14 protein-coding genes and 1 pseudogene are annotated in these 16,473 nt (G+C 46.2%); 7 read left to right on the plus strand and 8 right to left on the minus strand.

Annotation, left to right across the window (positions count from 1 at the left end):
* Window positions 1-109: 109 nt before the first annotated feature.
* Window positions 110-2,272: pseudogene (locus Q0502_RS05005) on the minus strand (S9 family peptidase).
* Between the two features lie 41 nt (window positions 2,273-2,313).
* A complete protein-coding gene (locus tag Q0502_RS05010; protein ID WP_298647914.1) occupies window positions 2,314-2,970 on the minus strand; it encodes an ABC transporter ATP-binding protein in 657 nt (218 codons plus the stop codon).
* 254 nt (window positions 2,971-3,224) lie between these two features.
* Between Q0502_RS05010 and pdxH the strand changes: the two genes are divergently transcribed.
* Window positions 3,225-3,863: a pyridoxamine 5'-phosphate oxidase gene (gene pdxH, locus Q0502_RS05015; protein ID WP_298647917.1), complete on the plus strand. Its 639-nt coding sequence runs from the start codon at window positions 3,225-3,227 to the stop codon at window positions 3,861-3,863.
* Window positions 3,864-3,938: 75 nt separating this feature from the next.
* Here pdxH and tsaB read toward each other — a convergent pair whose 3' ends face one another.
* The 3 genes from tsaB to Q0502_RS05030 all read right to left on the minus strand — a co-directional run bounded on the left by tsaB (window position 3,939) and on the right by Q0502_RS05030 (window position 7,498).
* Window positions 3,939-4,637, minus strand: coding sequence for a tRNA (adenosine(37)-N6)-threonylcarbamoyltransferase complex dimerization subunit type 1 TsaB (tsaB, locus tag Q0502_RS05020; protein WP_298647919.1), 699 nt, complete (start codon window positions 4,635-4,637; stop codon window positions 3,939-3,941).
* Between the two features lie 253 nt (window positions 4,638-4,890).
* Complete coding sequence (locus Q0502_RS05025) at window positions 4,891-5,199, minus strand: RNA-binding protein (protein WP_298647922.1); 309 nt, start codon at window positions 5,197-5,199, stop codon at window positions 4,891-4,893.
* Between the two features lie 205 nt (window positions 5,200-5,404).
* Window positions 5,405-7,498, minus strand: coding sequence for a M3 family metallopeptidase (locus Q0502_RS05030; RefSeq protein ID WP_298647923.1), 2,094 nt, complete (start codon window positions 7,496-7,498; stop codon window positions 5,405-5,407).
* A gap of 248 nt (window positions 7,499-7,746) precedes the next feature.
* Between Q0502_RS05030 and Q0502_RS05035 the strand changes: the two genes are divergently transcribed.
* From Q0502_RS05035 to Q0502_RS05055, 5 genes are all read left to right on the plus strand, one after another.
* Entirely contained in the window at window positions 7,747-9,159 is a 1,413-nt protein-coding gene (locus tag Q0502_RS05035; RefSeq protein WP_298647925.1) for a PhoH family protein, read from the plus strand.
* Between the two features lie 120 nt (window positions 9,160-9,279).
* Complete coding sequence (hisS, locus tag Q0502_RS05040; protein ID WP_298647927.1) at window positions 9,280-10,653, plus strand: histidine--tRNA ligase; 1,374 nt, start codon at window positions 9,280-9,282, stop codon at window positions 10,651-10,653.
* 195 nt (window positions 10,654-10,848) lie between these two features.
* On the plus strand, window positions 10,849-12,768 hold the full coding sequence (locus Q0502_RS05045) for an ABC-F family ATP-binding cassette domain-containing protein (RefSeq protein WP_298647932.1): 1,920 nt from the start codon (window positions 10,849-10,851) through the stop codon (window positions 12,766-12,768).
* Between the two features lie 113 nt (window positions 12,769-12,881).
* Window positions 12,882-13,424, plus strand: a complete 543-nt coding sequence (locus Q0502_RS05050) for a 1-acyl-sn-glycerol-3-phosphate acyltransferase (protein WP_298647934.1) — start codon at window positions 12,882-12,884, stop codon at window positions 13,422-13,424.
* A 19-nt stretch (window positions 13,425-13,443) separates the two neighbouring features.
* Window positions 13,444-13,977 carry a hypothetical protein gene (locus tag Q0502_RS05055; RefSeq protein ID WP_298647937.1) on the plus strand — a complete coding sequence of 178 codons (534 nt, stop codon included), beginning with the start codon at window positions 13,444-13,446 and terminating at the stop codon, window positions 13,975-13,977.
* Window positions 13,978-13,988: 11 nt separating this feature from the next.
* On the opposite strand, the gene dinB is transcribed toward Q0502_RS05055, so the two are convergent.
* Window positions 13,989-15,104, minus strand: coding sequence for a DNA polymerase IV (gene dinB / locus Q0502_RS05060; protein WP_298647939.1), 1,116 nt, complete (start codon window positions 15,102-15,104; stop codon window positions 13,989-13,991).
* Window positions 15,105-15,300: 196 nt separating this feature from the next.
* Between dinB and Q0502_RS05065 the strand changes: the two genes are divergently transcribed.
* Window positions 15,301-15,924: a YiiX/YebB-like N1pC/P60 family cysteine hydrolase gene (locus Q0502_RS05065; RefSeq protein WP_298647942.1), complete on the plus strand. Its 624-nt coding sequence runs from the start codon at window positions 15,301-15,303 to the stop codon at window positions 15,922-15,924.
* A 24-nt stretch (window positions 15,925-15,948) separates the two neighbouring features.
* On the opposite strand, the gene Q0502_RS05070 is transcribed toward Q0502_RS05065, so the two are convergent.
* Window positions 15,949-16,137, minus strand: coding sequence for a hypothetical protein (locus Q0502_RS05070; protein WP_298647944.1), 189 nt, complete (start codon window positions 16,135-16,137; stop codon window positions 15,949-15,951).
* Window positions 16,138-16,189: 52 nt separating this feature from the next.
* Window positions 16,190-16,387: a hypothetical protein gene (locus Q0502_RS05075; protein WP_298647947.1), complete on the minus strand. Its 198-nt coding sequence runs from the start codon at window positions 16,385-16,387 to the stop codon at window positions 16,190-16,192.
* Between the last annotated feature and the right edge of the window lie 86 nt (window positions 16,388-16,473).

The following is a 16,473-nucleotide window of genomic DNA, read 5'->3' on the forward strand; positions in this document are numbered from 1 at the left end:
TATTCTAACCAACTGAACTACCACACCATTTTTATACTATCCGAGACCTAATCCACCACTGTGGTTAATCATTTCGATAGCGAGTGCAAAGGTAACGATATTTTCAGAATTACAAAACTTTTGACGGGATTTTTTCTATCAAAAATTTACATTTCAGCCATTCGTCGAACCACCGGAAGAACTCACGCTGGAACAGGACACCGTTCTGCGGCTTACTGATCCAATGGTTCTCATCGGGGAAGATAAGCATACGCGACGGGATACCGCGCAACTGGGCGGCATTGAATGCCATCATGCCCTGCGACGCCAGAATACGGTAATCATATTCACCGTGAGTGATCATGATCGGCGTATCCCATCTATCCACGAACTTATGGGGGGAATTGGCATACGACCGTTGCGCAACGGCATTTGACTTATCCCAGAACGGCCCGCCCAAATCCCAGTCGGCGAACCACATCTCTTCAGTTTCCAGATATTGCGCTTCCAGGTTAAAAATACCGGCATGCGACAGAAAGGCCTTGAAACGTCCTTCGTGGTTTCCGGCAAGCCAATAGACAGAAAAGCCTCCATAGCTGGCACCGGTACAACCGAGCCGATTCTCATCCACATAAGGTTCTTTTGCTACTGCATCAATAGCCGAAAGGTAATCTTTCATATTTTGTCCACTATAATCGCCACTGATCTGTTCCAGCCACTCTTGCCCGAATCCGGGCAAACCGCGGCGGTTGGGCGCCACCACAATGTAACCGTTGGCTGCCATCATCTGGATATTCCAGCGATACGACCAGAACTGACTCACCATGCTCTGCGGCCCCCCCTGGCAATACAAAAGGGCGGGATAGCTCTTCGCGGGATCGAAATCGGGCGGATAGACCACCCAGGTAAGCATCTCTTTACCGTCGGTAGTGGCGATCCATCGCTCCTCTACCTCTCCCATCCGCAACTGATCCAGTATTTCCTTGTTTTCAAGTGATATTTCGATAGCTTGTCCCGACGCAATATCCACACTGTAAATCTCCGCGGGTTGCGACATGGACTGCCGTTTCGCAATCAATTTGCCATTGCCTAGGGCAACAGACGTGTAGTCGTATTTTCCCTGAGTGATAGGGGTAATCTCTCTGGTAATGATATCCGCCGCGTAGAGATGGGTGGTTCCTTTCACAGGCGACACCATATAAACGGTACGGTTGTCGCTGTTCCAGACGAAGTCATCGGTATTATAATCGAATTGTTCCGTTACGTAAGTTTTCCCTCCCGTCGTCAGATCCATCACGAATAACCGGTTCTTATCCGATTCATACCCCTCGCGCTCCATACTCTGCCAGGCAAGGTATTTTCAGTCAGGCGAGAACTGCGGATTTACATCGTACCCCTTCATCCCTTCAGTCATGTTTTGGGTTTGACCGGTTTCCACATCATAAAAATAGATATCGGAATTGGTGGAGAGGGAGTATTCCTTTCCAATCTTTTTACGGGATGTATAGGCAATGGTTTTACCGTCGGGGCTCCAGGCTAATTGCTCTATGCCTCCGAAAGGCGCCAGCGGCGCTTCATAAGATTCTCCTTCCAACAGGTCTTTTATATTCGATAACTTATTGCCTGAAAGATCGGCGACAAAGGGATGAGGCACACTCTCCACCCACGTGTCCCAATGCTTGTACATCAGGTTATCCACTATCCGTCCCGACGCATCGGGCAGGTCGGGATATTTTTCGGCTGCCGTCTCCACCGTTTTCACATTTTTGATGAACAGTACTTTCTTCCCATCGGGTGAATATTTAAATCCATCTATTCCGCCTTCCACGTTGGATATCTGTTTCATCCCTCCCCCATCGGGATTGATGGTCCATATCTGTGAAGAACCGGTTTCGTTGCTCAGGAAGGCTATCTTTTTACCGTTCGCGATCCAATGCGGATTGCTCTCCTGTGTGTTGGTGATGGTGAGTTGTTTCTTCTCCGAACCATCACTTTTCATAATGAACAACTCCGAATTCGTTTTATTCTGAGTAATACTCACATAGGTCACCTGATAAAGTATATACGATTTGTCGGGCGACACCTCCACATTCCCTACCCTACCGAAGCTGTAAAGCACTTCAGGTGTCATGATCCCGTTCTCTATACTGGGCCTTGCTTTACCTATCGTTTCCGTCAGTTCTTTGCTTCCTTTTTTCCCTGTCTCTTTGGAAGCCGGCGTCTGAGAAGTCTCGTTGCAGGCCAGCAAGCTTCCGGTGATAATAATTGCCATAAATAGTGATTTACTCTTCATACGGTTTGGATCGATATACTTGATGGTTATACTTATAATTTCTATTGATCGACAATCTGTCCGTCTATCATGTGAATGGTTCTGTCAGTGATCGATGCCAGTTGTTCATCATGCGTCACGATGATGAAGGTCTGGTTAAGTTTATCCCGCAGTTCGAAAAAAAGCTTATGGAGTTCTTCCTTATTATCGGAGTCAAGGCTTCCGGAAGGCTCATCGGCAAATACCACAAGAGGATCGTTGATCAGCGCCCGGGCTACCGCCACGCGTTGTTTTTCACCCCCCGACAGTTCCGCCGGTTTATGTGAGATACGTCCGGAGAGGCCCATCATGTGCAGCAATTCCTTGGCTCCCGCTTCTGCTTCGGCATGTTTCGCACGCCCTATCAGCGCCGGGATCATCACATTTTCGAGGGCGGTAAATTCGGGCAACAACTGGTGAAACTGAAAAACAAACCCGATGTTCCGGTTCCGGAAATCAGACAGTTTTTTCTCACTCAGGGAACTTAACTCCTGATTATCGATATAAATCCTGCCGGCGTCGGCTTTTTCCAATGTCCCCATGATCATCAGTAAGGTTGTTTTACCAGCGCCGCTCGGCCCCACGATAGAAACTATCTCACCCTTCCGCACCTCCAGATCGATCCCTTTCAGGACCTGAAGCGGGCCGAAACTCTTGAAAATTTTCTCTGCTTTTATCATCTGATCCGTTTACCACACATATCAATCTGCGAAGATAAGAAAATGCAGCATTATTAGAAAGAATATCTGTGGAATCTATGTGGAATTCAGTTTGTTTTTATGGTAACACGCATAAAAATCCGGTTTTTTCCTGTACATTTGCCAACGACTCCCTTTGGGGCGATACTTTCCGGTATCGATATTTTTCCCTAATCAATATATGCATTATATGGCTAAGAAAGAATGAAAGCAGAATCGAAAAAATTTCACAGCAGATGGATGAATTAAGTAGAATGAGGCAGGAATACAGGGCAGGAAGCCTGAACAAAACGGAGATGGCATCAAATCCGTTCGATGAATTCAGAGTGTGGTTGGAAACGGCTATTGCCTCCGGCTTGCCGGAACCCAATGCCATGATCGTGGCTTCCGCCACCCCCGACGGAAGACCTTCTGCGCGCGTGGTACTACTAAAAGAGGTGAATGAGAAAGGATTTGTATTTTATACCAACTATATGAGCCGAAAAGGGCGGGAATTACTTGCTAACCCTTTTACAGCAGCGGTCTTGGACTGGCATGAGATAGAGCGCCAGGTAAGAATCGAAGGGCTTGTTGAAAAGTTAGAGGATGAAGAGTCGGATGCTTATTTCAACGTGCGGCCTAATGATGCCAAAATAGGCGCATGGGCATCGCCCCAAAGCAGGATAGTGAAAGGCCGTGAAGAATTGGAAGAGTTACAAAAAAGATATACGGCGCAATTCGCGGGTAAAGAGGTTCCCCGACCTCCTCACTGGGGTGGTTTCGTGATCCGGCCGACCCTGATTGAATTCTGGCAGGGGCGTCCCAACCGGATGCATGATCGCATAGCATATTATAAAGTCGATAAAGGTTGGAGTATGCAACGGTTAGCTCCCTGAAAAGCCCTCACCATTCCATACCTTTCAAAATACAAGCCGATTACCGGCAAAACACCGTTAGGGTAGGAAGAGTGATCAGCTTTTGATATCGATTATTTTATTTCTGGGTAGGGTAGCTACAAACTCTTTCAGATAAAAAGGTTCAAAATAAGCTACATCCACAAACGATTTATCGGCAAAATCCTTTTCTGCCAAAGATACCATTCCCGAAGCCAAGGGATGAATATTATCAAAAAACAGAGCATTGGGATGTGTGATAACGGAACGGCATTTTTCGGCCCCGTTGCCGAAGAAGATTATTTTCCGTTCTTCAAGAAGCTCGCTATAACTGCCCTCCTCTACAATGTCGGCGGACGTTTCGCGGACCACATTCAGTGAGCGATCGAAAAAGGTGGCGTACACCTCCATCCGCCGGGCATCGACCATCGGGCAAAGCAAGGTTTTCTCATCCGCCTTCTCCTTCATCATTGAGGCCATGATACGGGCAGTGGGAATGGCAATGAGCGGGATACCCAGACCGTAACTCAGCCCCTTGGCCTCCGACACACCGATACGCAGTCCGGTATAGGATCCGGGACCGCTACTCACAGCAATAGCGTCCAAACTGATATCTTGTTCCCTGGCATACTCCATTATCTCATGGACAAACAGACCTGACAGGCTTGCATGTGAGCGGCCTTCATAATTCTCTTTGTTCATCAGTATCTCCCCGTCGCGCGAGAGCGCACAGGAGCATACAGGTGTGGATGTTTCAATCGTAAGTAGCGTACACATAATATGTTACTGGATATAAACGGAATAATTCAATTATGATGAGACCATTTCAAGTCCTATTGCACTATTTCAAATGCTTTAAACTATTTCTACGTTCGGCAAAGCAAATAAAAACGAAATAGTTCTATACTCGAAACGAAAACGTTTAATAAGAAATTAGCGGTGTAAAAATAACAAATTTTCTTCCCGATGAACCGAAAGGGCACAAAAAAACTGCATCGGTGTGATGCAGTTTTCTTTGAATCTAAAAAGATCAATACCTGTTTCTGTCGCGGTTTCCGTAACCTCCACGGTTGTTATTTCTGGGGCGATCACCCTCAGTACGGGGACGAGCTTCGGAAACAGACAATGTACGTCCGTCGTATTCGGCATCGTTGAGTTCTTCAATGGCGCGTTGTCCATCTGCATCGTTGGACATTTCCACGAAACCATAGCCTTTTGAACGGCGGGTTTCACGGTCAGTAATAATCTTGGCGGAGGAAACGTCTCCGTATTCCTCAAACAGTTCTTTTAAATCGGCATCCGTAATCTGATAACTTAAGCCAGCTACAAAAATGTTCATGTAAAAAAATTAAAATAAAAAAAAATAAATAACTTGTGCAGAAGTCCTTTCAATAAAGAGGAGTTAGGAAATAACTTAACAATGGTGTGAAGAAACTAAATAACGGCCCGCTAAAAAAATACTTATGCGCAACAAAGATAGGGATAAAATAATTGTGACAAAAAAAATTAGCCATAAATTTGCAAAAAAATTATATATCACTGTTTTAGTTATCCACTCCGCTTCTCCTGAGTAAGGCATCCACAGAGGGTTCCTGACCGCGAAAACGGATAAAAAGAATCATTGGATCTTCAGTGTTCCCTTTCTCTAAAACATTGATCCTGAATGAATGGGCCGTCTCTTTATCAAAAATTCCATTCTTCTTAAAAACAGAGAAGGCATCAGCATCCATCACTTCCGACCATTTATAACTGTAGTAGCCTGCTGCATATCCTCCCGAGAAAATATGACTGAAAGAAGTGGACATAGAGGTTTCGGGGACTACCGGCAGCAGTTGTACGCGTGCCATCGCATCCTGTTCAAATGCACGGACATCTCCTTCAAAGGGCACTTCTAAGGAATGCCACGCCATATCAAGGTAACCGAATGAGAGTTGGCGCAAGGTAGCATAACCGGTGTTGTAGTTAGAGGCATCCACTATCTTCTGCAACAATTCTTCCGGCATCTTTTCGCCAGTTTGGTAATGGAAAGCGAACTTGTCGAGATATTCTTTCTGTACCAACCAGTTCTCCATGATATGCGAAGGAAGTTCCACAAAATCACGGTACACACTGGTACCGGAAAGCGTTTCGTAGGTGCTTTTCGCAAGCATACCGTGCAGTGCATGGCCGAACTCATGCAGGAATGTTTTCACCTCGTCGAAAGTAAGTAATGCCGGTTTTGTTTCTGTAGGGCGGGTAAAGTTCATCACAATCGAAACATGGGGGCGGCTGTCTTTGCCATCTCTCATATATTGTTCTTTGAAAGAGGTCATCCATGCACCGGAACGTTTCCCGTCACGGGGATGAAAGTCGGTATATAAAACGGCGAGAAAATCTCCATTCTCATCCGATACCTCATAAGCCTCTACTTCAGGATGATAAACCTGAATATCAGCATTTTTCACAAATTGCAGACCGTACAGGTCGGTAGCCAGTCCGAAAACACCCTTTTTCACATTTTCCAATTCGAAATAGGGACGCGTCATCTCGTCGTTCAAATCAAAACGGTTATCTTTCAATTTATCGGCATAATAGCTCCAGTCCCATGGTTGCAGGTCGAACAGCTCCCCTTCCGTCTGTGAGGCAAATAACTGCACATCTCCCAACTCCTGGCGGGCTGTCGGCCCAAATGCCTCTGCCAGCCGGTCAAGCAATCCGAAAACCGCCGCCTCATTCTTCGCCATCCTGGTCTTCAACACATATTCCGAATAGCTGCTATATCCCAGCAGACAGGCGATCTCCAGACGGAGATTGACAATTTTCCGCACATTTTCCTGATTGTAGAACTCACCACCAGCCACACCTTTCGTACTGTAAGCCTTATAAAGCTGCTCCCGCAGATCGCGGAGGGAAGAATATTTCATGAACCCGATGTAGCTGGGCGCCGAGAAATCGATCAGCCAACCCTCCTTCCCTTTCGATTTTGCTTTCCCGGCGGCAGCATCTGTCAGGCTCTCCGGTAATCCCACCAGATCGTCTTTATCAGTAAGCAGCATCTCAAAAGCATTGGTTTCCCGAAGATTGTTCTGTCCGAATTCAAGGGTAGCCTTACTCAGTTCCATTGATAGCGCGCGATATTTTTCTTTTCCTTGGGGGGATAGCGTAGCGCCGCTGTTTTCAAAGTTTTCGTAATATTTCTCCGTCAACCGGATCTGTTCCGGGGTGAGTCCGGAGGTATGACGCGCATCGTAAACCGCTTTTACCCGCTCAAAAAGCACTTCATTCAGATTGATATTATTGGAATGTTCAGATAGCTTCGGGCTTAACCGCTGCGAGATTTCCATCATCTCATCATTGCTCTCGGCACTCAACAAATTGAAGAAGACGCTGCTCACCCGGCTCAGCATTTCACCGGAATACTCCATCGCTTCAATGGTATTTATAAACGTAGGATCCTGAGAATTAGCAACAATCGCATCAATCTCCGACTGATGCTCTTCTATCGCTTTATCAAAAGCAGGCTCGTAATGTTCCGTCCTGATCAGATGGAACGGAGCCGTTTCATACGGTGTAGCAAAAGGTTTTGAAAAAGGATTGTCTTTTGCAGGTGCGGTCATCATTATCATTACGCAATTAATTGTTAATAATATTTTCTTCATAAAATTCGTTACTTTTGTAGAACGTCTTCGTGAAGCGAACACAGAGATAAAACTTGTTCTGACTATGTCGGGTGCAGAAAACGGCTAATTTTACTGAAAACAAGAATTGGGCAAAGATAGTTTTTTTGTTTCAGCAGAACAAAAAATCAGACCGGTCAAAACATTCTTACCTGAATTATGTTTTTTATTACAATGGGTAGCGACAAACAAAGAATATGATCCGAATTACACGTTAAATTTAGAAAAATATGACAACAACTGACAGTAAAACCAGGGAGAAAACAAAAACTACCGCAACAAAAGGTAAGAGTAAGACCAATACCAAAACTACAGCCGCGGGCGCCAAGAAAAACTTTATCCTCGACACAAATGTGATCCTGCACGATTTCAACTGCCTCGATAATTTTGAGGAGAACGATATTTATATCCCTTTTGTAGTGCTGGAGGAACTGGATAAGTTCAAGAAAGGAAGCGATCAGATCAATTTCAACGCCCGCGCTTTTGTACGTGAACTGGATCTGATCACCGACGACGATCTGTTCACCAATGGCGCCGATCTGGGGGTAGGCAGAGGCAAACTCTATATTGTGAACGGTTCGAAGGACAACAGGAAGATCATCGATGCTTTCCCCGAAAAAACGCCTGACAACCGTATCCTTACCGTGGTGTCGGAAGTAGCCGAAAAACATCCGGAGATGAAGACCATTCTGGTGTCAAAAGATATCAACCTGCGGATGAAAGCGCGCTCTTTGGGTATGCTGGCTGAAGATTATATCAACGACAAGGTGACCAATGTCGATATTTTCTCACAGGGTGAGGAGGTGATCGAGAGTATCAACCCCGACCTGATCGACAAAATATACGCTCAGTCGGGCGGAGTGGATATCGATGAGTTCAATTTCGAGATCCAACTTGATCCAAATCGTTGTTTTATCCTCAAAAGTGAAAGGAACAGTGTGTTAGCCCGCTACAATCCGTTCACACAAAAAATAACAAAAATTGAGAAAGAATCCAATTTCGGCATCCAACCGCGAAATGCGGAACAGGCATTCGCTTTCGAGATACTGAACGATCCGGAGGTGAAGCTGGTGGGACTTACAGGAAAAGCGGGCACCGGAAAGACGTTGCTGGCACTGGCTTCCGCACTTAAGCAACATAAGGTGTATAACCAGATATTGCTAGCGCGCCCTATCGTTTCCCTGTCGAACAAAGATCTGGGTTATCTGCCGGGCGATGAAAAACAGAAAGTCGCTCCCTATATGCAACCTCTTTTTGACAACCTGAATGTGATCAAATCGGGTATGGGTCAGAACAACCCAGATCTCAGGCTGATCGATGAAATGCAAAAATCAGGACAGTTGGAGATAGAAGCGTTGGCATTTATCCGCGGACGAAGCCTCACCGGAACGTTCTGTATCATTGATGAAGCGCAGAACCTCACCCCGCATGAGGTGAAGACTATCATTACCCGTGCCGGCGAAGGCACCAAGATGGTGTTCACCGGGGACCTTCAGCAGATCGACTCGCCCTATCTCGATACGCAGTCCAACGGGTTGGCTTATATGATCGACAAGATGCGGGGACAGAACCTGTTCGGCCATATAAACCTTGTAAAAGGTGAGAGAAGTGAACTCTCGGAATTGGCGAGCAATCTATTATAAAGTGAAAAGTGAAAAATTAAAAGTGGAAAATGGAAAGTGAATAGTGAAAAGTTTTTAGTTTTTCATTATTCACTTTAAGTTTACTTATCTTTGCACCTCAAAACAAAGATCAAGAGAACAATGCAAAAACCTTCCATACCCAAAGGGACAAGAGATTTTTCGCCTGAAGAGACGGCGAAGCGGAACTATATTTTCGATACTATCAAAGATGTTTACCGTCTCTATGGCTTTCGCCAGATTGAAACTCCGGCGATGGAGAACCTCTCCACACTGATGGGGAAATACGGCGAGGAGGGAGATAAACTATTGTTCAGGATACTTAACTCCGGCCATTTCCTGGGTGATATGGGCGTGGAGGATATTGCCGAAGGGAACTCTTCGAAGACAGCCAATAAGATTTCGGAGAAAGGACTCCGGTACGACCTCACCGTACCCTTTGCCCGATACGTGGTGATGCACCGTAACGATATTACCTTCCCCTTCAAACGCTACCAGATACAACAGGTATGGCGGGCCGACCGTCCCCAGAAAGGGCGTTACCGCGAGTTTTTCCAGTGTGATGCCGATATCGTGGGATCGGATTCCCTGCTCAACGAGGTGGAATTGATCCAAATCATCGATGAGGTCTTTTCGCGCTTCGCTACCCGCGTTTCGGTGAAGCTGAATAACCGAAAGATCCTTTCCGGTATCGCCGAGATCATCGGGGAAGGCGATAAGATCACCGATATCACTGTCGCCATCGACAAACTCGATAAAATCGGAACGGAAAAGGTGAACGAAGAGCTGGCATCGAAAGGAATTGCACAGGAGGCGATAGAGAAGTTACAACCTATCCTCCTGTTGAGCGGCACTACCCGCGAAAAACTCGAGAAACTGAAAGAAGTACTGGTAACTTCTTCTACCGGATTGAAAGGTGTGGAGGAGATAGAGTATATTTTCGATAAAACAGAGTTGCTTTCACTGAAAAATGAAGTGACACTCGACCTGACACTGGCACGGGGACTCAACTACTATACAGGCGCTATCATCGAAGTGAAGGCGCTCGACGCGGAAATCGGGAGTATCACCGGCGGCGGCAGGTATGACAACCTGACCGGCATCTTCGGGCTACCGGGCGTTTCCGGTGTAGGGATATCGTTCGGTGCCGATCGAATTTACGACGTGCTGCACCAACTCGATCTTTTTCCCGAAAGTTTTATGCACACTACCGACCTGCTGTTCGTCAACTTCGGTGAAAAGGAAACCGGCTATCTTCTTCCGGTGATGCAACAGTTGAGAGGTGCCGGTATTCGTTGCGAACTCTATCCCGATGTGGCCAAAATGAAGAAGCAGATGTCCTATGCCGACAGTAACCATATCCCCTTCGTGGCCATCCTGGGCGAAAACGAAATAAAAGAGGAAAAGATCACGCTGAAGAATATGGAGACCGGGGAACAAAAGCCGGTCATTCTTCAGGAGATCATCAGCGATATAAAGAACTATTTCGCTAAGTGAACACAGAGGCAAAACTTGTTTTTACTATGTTGAGTGAAGTTTACTTGAATATGCCGTTGCGAGAACTATTTCGATAAGTGAGAGCGGAAACAAAGCTTGCTTTGGTTTTGCCGAGTGTAGAATTAACAATCGAGGAGCTTGCGGCTCAAATAGTGCAATAAGAATTGAAAATGGCTAATGTAATTGAAAAATTAAATGCTCAGCATAGAAAACCTTACCGTTGAGTTCGGCGGTTTCACGTTGCTCGATCGGATATCGTTCGTCCTGAACAAGAACGAACGGGTAGCCCTTACAGGCAAAAACGGCGCCGGGAAATCGACACTCCTGAAAATTATGGCAGGGCTGCAACAGCCTTCGGGCGGAGTGGTTTCTTTACCTAAAGGTGTCTCCATCGGTTACCTGCCGCAACAGATGAGGCTGAGCGACAGCCGTACCGTGCGTGAAGAAGCTTCATTGGCATTCGTCCATCTGCAAAAGATGGAAAAGGAACTGGAGCAACTGCACAGGGAAATGGCCGAACGCACCGATTACGAGTCGGAAGCCTATCATGCCGTGATTGAACGGGCGACCGACCTGCAGGAGTTACTGCAAATGTCAGGGATCCACAATTTCGAGGCTGAAGTGGAAAAAACATTGATGGGGCTGGGATTCCTGCGGAGCGATTTCGACCGGCCTACCCGTGAGTTCAGCGGTGGCTGGCGCATGCGTATCGAACTGGCAAAGCTGCTATTGCAGGCACCTGATGTGCTGTTGCTCGACGAGCCGACCAACCACCTCGACATAGAGTCGATCCAATGGTTAGAGAATTTTCTTACCACACACTCCAACGCCGTTATGCTGGTATCGCACGACCGCGCTTTTCTGGATACAGTGACCAACCGGACCATAGAGATCGTACTGGGTAACACTCATGACTACAAAGTAAATTATTCTCAATATGTAGAACTGCGCCGGGAAAGACGTGAGCAGCAGCAGCGGGCTTACGAAAATCAGCAAAAGCAAATTAAAGATACGGAAAATTTTATCGAGCGGTTCCGTTACAAGGCCACCAAATCGAACCAGGTACAGTCGCGCATCAAACAATTAGAAAAGATAGAACGGATCGAGGTAGATGAAGTGGATAACTCCCGGCTCAACCTGAAATTTCCTCCCGCCCCCCGATCGGGTTCCTACCCCGTAGTTATGGAAGAAGTATCGAAAAGTTATGGGGAGCATCTTGTCTTCCGGGATGCCACGCTCACCATCGATCGGGGCGAGAAAGTGGCGTTTGTAGGAAAGAACGGCGAAGGGAAATCCACCCTTGTGAAGTGCATCATGAACGAGATCGATCACGGGGGAAAACTGGAGCTGGGGCATAATGTAAAGATCGGTTATTTTGCCCAGAATCAGGCGCAACTGCTGGATGAAGAGATGACGGTATTCGATACCATCGACTATGTGGCCGTGGGCGATGTCCGCACAAAAATACGCGATATTCTGGGCGCCTTTATGTTTGGCGGTGAAGCCTCAGACAAGAAAGTGAAGGTGCTGTCCGGCGGTGAGCGAAGCCGTCTGGCGATGATCCGACTGCTTCTGGAGCCGGTGAACCTGCTTATTCTGGATGAGCCGACCAACCACCTGGATATAGCATCGAAGGAGGTACTGAAAAAGGCGATCAGCAAGTTCGACGGTACTGCCATCATTGTGTCACACGACCGTGATTTCCTGAACGGATTAGTGAGTAAGGTTTATGAATTCGGCGGAGGAAATGTGAAAGAACACCTGGGTGGTATTTACGATTTTCTTGCCAAGAAGAAATTGGAGAACCTGCAGCAACTGGAGCTCTCCACATCTGTAGCATCAAAAACCGAAAAGAAACAAGAGCAGCCGTCGGAGAGTAAACTCTCCTATCAGGAACAGAAAGAGTTGAACAGAAAACAGCACAAGCTGAAGAAGCAGATTGAAGAGACGGAAAATAAGATAGAAGCGCTCGAAAAGAAGATTTCGGAAATGGAAACGGTACTATCCACACCGGGGGGTGCGTCGGACATAGACCTGTTACAAAAATACTTAGACACCAAAGCCCGGCTGGATCGTACAATGCAAAACTGGGAACAGTTGCAGAACGAGCTCTGAAAAGTAAATCTCATTGAGTTTCCCGGCCGCGCTAAACTTCCCGGCATTATGAGCCGGAACGAAACCTACGAATAAACTCTGAAAGTAAATCATCCACATAAAAAACAGGGAGAATGAAGCGAATCAGCAAATTTATTTTCAACAAGATCCTCGGCTGGCATGTCAGGGGGGAATTTCCCGATATCCCCAAATGCGTGATCGCCGTGGCTCCGCACACCAGCAACTGGGATTTTTTGGTGGCGAAACTGGCCTACTCCTCCATCGGCAGAACAGCCAACTTCCTGATCAAAGCTGAATGGTTCATCTTCCCTATCAACCTATTTTTTAAGAGCATAGGCGGTATTCCGGTACACAGGGAAAAAAATTCCTCCCTTACCGACTCCCTTGCCGCGGAGTTCGACGGGCGTGACCAAATGCAGTTGGCCATTACCCCCGAAGGCACCCGCAAGCCGGTGAAAGAGTGGAAAAGAGGTTTTTATTACATCGCGCTTAAAGCGGGTGTTCCCATTGTACTGGTCGGTTTGGATTACGACAAAAAAGAAGCCCTGTTTCTCGGTCTTATTCATCCATCAGGGGATTATGAGAAGGATATCGAAAAAATAAAGTCCTATTACAAAGGGATCCGGGGAAAGATCCCGGAGAATTTTTCACTTTAAAATATAAAGACAATCAACCGTGGACATAAAAACCAGGCTATCCCATCGGATCGGAATGGAAGACATTCATGAAATCACCTATCTTCTGCAAAATAACAATCAGAAAAAGCAGGAATTGTATGAATGTCTTTTCGATACCGATGATAATATCGGTTATAATGCGGCCTGGGTGATGACCCATTTTTCCTTAAACGACAATGTATGGCTTTATAATAAACAGGATGAATTGATCGATGGGCTCCTCTTATGTGAACATCCGGGTAAACGAAGGTTGATTCTTTGTTTATTGTACCGGCAACCATTACGGAACCCGCCCCGGGTGGACTTTCTGGATTTCTGCCTGGAACGGATGATCTCGAAACGGGAACTACCCGGAGTACAGTCTCTTTGTATGAAATTGGCTTATGAACTTTGTCGTCTCACTCCGGAATTATTGGAGGAACTTAAAACAATACTCGAAATGATGGAATACGATTTAGTACCGTCTATACGCACTGTTCGTAAAAATATACTGAACGCCATGCCAAAGGGGAAAAGTTTACAATCTTACTGACAGGGAGAGGATTACTCCTTAAAATCGAGTGATAACTGAAAACCATCGGCCGGCAGGTGTACCGGATCGGCATCGGCATTTTTCAGCGTGAGTCCCATCAGCCGTATCTTTTTATCTCCCAGTTCATCCACCTGCAACAGCAACTCTTTACCCAACTCGAACAGTTCACGGTAGGTCTTGATATAATAACTCACTGTCCTGCTTCGTGTAATAATCGTGAAATCAGCATATTTAATTTTCAGGGTGAGCGTTTTGGCGAGGAATTTCCGCTTTTCAGCTCTACGACACACCTCTCCGGCAATCTGATCGAGTGCGCCCAGCATATCCACAATTTCGCTCAGGTCTTCGGAAAAAGTCTCTTCGGCGCCCAACGACTTGCGAACTCTCTCAGATTCCACCTCCCTGTCGTCTTCACCTCTGGCAAAATGATAATAGGTAATCCCCGCCTTCCCGAACTCACGTACCAGGTCGATCCCGCTCCACTGCTTCAGATCATATCCCGTCCTGATACCCAGTTCCGCCATCCGCGCCGCCGTCACCTTCCCGACCCCGAAGAACCTATCGGCAGGCAATTTCTCCACAAAAGATTCAGCCTTTTCCGGTTCAATCACGAACAACCCGTCCGGCTTCTTATAGTCCGAGGCGATCTTTGCCAGGAATTTATTATACGAAACGCCGGCGGACGCTGTGAGACGTGTCCGGGTGAATATCTTCTGTTTGATCTCCTTCGCGATCAGGGTGGCGGACCGGAGTCCCCTGTGATTCACCGTTACGTCGAGAAAGGCCTCGTCGAGCGACAGAGGTTCCACTTTATCGGTATATTCCAGAAAAATTTGTATGATCTGGTTCGAAACGCTTCTGTAGACATCAAACCGGGGCATTACGAAGATGATGTGCGGGCACTTGCGCAAGGCCGTCACCGAAGGCATCGCCGAATGAACTCCGTATTTACGCGCTTCGTAACTCGCAGCTGCAACCACTCCCCGTTTTTCACCATATCCCACAGCAACCGGTTTACCCCGGAATTCGGGATTATCGCGCTGTTCAATGGAGGCATAGAAAGCATCCATGTCGATATGGATTATCTTCCTTTGGGTGTTATAGTGAATTTGCTCTATATTAATCATCTATCGATCAGAAATATTTTTCATTCCGAAATATGGTTGAAACTCTGTATTTATTCTAAACGCTTCAGATTTCAAAAAGTTTCATTTTGTGGAAATTCGGGTGGAGGTGGGTAACTTATCTCAATTGTTTATTTTAAAAATACTACCTTTATGGCTATTTATCTTGCAGAGACATTCTATTTAAGAACAAAACAGAATGAAAAAAGGAAATATCACATTTTTTTGCGGCTTATTGTTACTGGCATACTCCTGCTCCGACAGGAATGAGATCAGGGATGGGGATTTACTGTTTGTAGCGGCAGAGGACTACGGCCTCTCTTCCGCGATCAACCGGGTGACACAAACGGCATTAAAAACAGATTATGTACATGTTGCCATTATTCAGGTCGATGCCGATACTATATGGGTACTGGATGCATCCCCGGAAGAGGGAACCCGGAAAATATTGCTGCCAGATTTCAGAGATGAACAGGAATCCGATATCTACCGTTACAGGTTGAAAGATGAATATACCGGCAGTATCAAAAAAGGATGGGCATTAGCAGAAGAGATGTTAGGAAAACCCTACAATTTCTCCTATGTATGGAACGACTCAAGCCATTATTGTTCAGAATTTATCTACAGAATGTTTGAAAATGATTCTATCTTTGAATTGAACCCCATGACCTTTCTCAATCCGGAGACAGGGGAATTCGATGACACCTGGGTAGCCCATTACGACAGCCTTGGTGTAGCAATTCCGGAAGGAAAACCGGGATGTAATCCCAATGGATTGGCAGCCAGCGATAAGTTGGAATTCTTAGGCCGGTTTCATTTTTGAGATAAATTACCCACTATTTTTGCCCTATCCGGCCAACAGGTATTTGAAAGCTTCATAGACCAGGAATGCCGGCCATACAATTGCTTTCAGGAAGCCCAGCACCCCCATCCAGAATGATGTGGCAGCCGAGATAAAATAGATGGCCGCACCTATCAGTCCCAGTCCGTACACAGCATCGCTTGCGGAACCTCTTCTTTGATTTTTCTCACACATAATTTTTGCGTTTATATTATTAATAATCAAATTCTTTACATCATCTCTCACCTCAGGTAATCGTTGCAAATTTAGTCAAAATCTGGTGAAAGGATATAATAGATGCGGCACCTATCGCCCATTTAGCCTGGTCGAGCGCTTGAGACTGCATAGCCCCCATCCATGAAACTATTTCGTGGGGTTCCTTCATGTGATGGGTTGAAAGTAACTGGTTATATAGGCGGATATTGAGCAATTCTGCTGTATTCATTCGGATACCGATTAATGAGTTTTGCAAATTTACAATTTAAATTGAAAATAAAATTTAAACTCGAGGCAAACCCAACATTCAATCGA

The sequence above is a fragment of the uncultured Proteiniphilum sp. genome (genome assembly GCF_937873925.1).
Classification (GTDB): domain Bacteria; phylum Bacteroidota; class Bacteroidia; order Bacteroidales; family Dysgonomonadaceae; genus Proteiniphilum.

What these genes read in the sequence shown, in the direction of transcription:
- tsaB (WP_298647919.1), bottom strand. Translation starts at nt 4,637, where the DNA reads ATGTGTACGCTACTTACGATTGAAACATCCACACCTGTATGCTCCTGT.
- Q0502_RS05070 (WP_298647944.1), bottom strand. Translation starts at nt 16,137, where the DNA reads ATGTGTGAGAAAAATCAAAGAAGAGGTTCCGCAAGCGATGCTGTGTAC.
- Q0502_RS05050 (WP_298647934.1), top strand. Translation starts at nt 12,882, where the DNA reads ATGAAGCGAATCAGCAAATTTATTTTCAACAAGATCCTCGGCTGGCAT.
- dinB (WP_298647939.1), bottom strand. Translation starts at nt 15,104, where the DNA reads ATGATTAATATAGAGCAAATTCACTATAACACCCAAAGGAAGATAATC.
- Q0502_RS05035 (WP_298647925.1), top strand. Translation starts at nt 7,747, where the DNA reads ATGACAACAACTGACAGTAAAACCAGGGAGAAAACAAAAACTACCGCA.
- Q0502_RS05075 (WP_298647947.1), bottom strand. Translation starts at nt 16,387, where the DNA reads ATGAATACAGCAGAATTGCTCAATATCCGCCTATATAACCAGTTACTT.
- hisS (WP_298647927.1), top strand. Translation starts at nt 9,280, where the DNA reads ATGCAAAAACCTTCCATACCCAAAGGGACAAGAGATTTTTCGCCTGAA.
- Q0502_RS05065 (WP_298647942.1), top strand. Translation starts at nt 15,301, where the DNA reads ATGAAAAAAGGAAATATCACATTTTTTTGCGGCTTATTGTTACTGGCA.
- Q0502_RS05025 (WP_298647922.1), bottom strand. Translation starts at nt 5,199, where the DNA reads ATGAACATTTTTGTAGCTGGCTTAAGTTATCAGATTACGGATGCCGAT.
- Q0502_RS05030 (WP_298647923.1), bottom strand. Translation starts at nt 7,498, where the DNA reads ATGAAGAAAATATTATTAACAATTAATTGCGTAATGATAATGATGACC.
- pdxH (WP_298647917.1), top strand. Translation starts at nt 3,225, where the DNA reads ATGGATGAATTAAGTAGAATGAGGCAGGAATACAGGGCAGGAAGCCTG.
- Q0502_RS05045 (WP_298647932.1), top strand. Translation starts at nt 10,849, where the DNA reads ATGCTCAGCATAGAAAACCTTACCGTTGAGTTCGGCGGTTTCACGTTG.
- Q0502_RS05010 (WP_298647914.1), bottom strand. Translation starts at nt 2,970, where the DNA reads ATGATAAAAGCAGAGAAAATTTTCAAGAGTTTCGGCCCGCTTCAGGTC.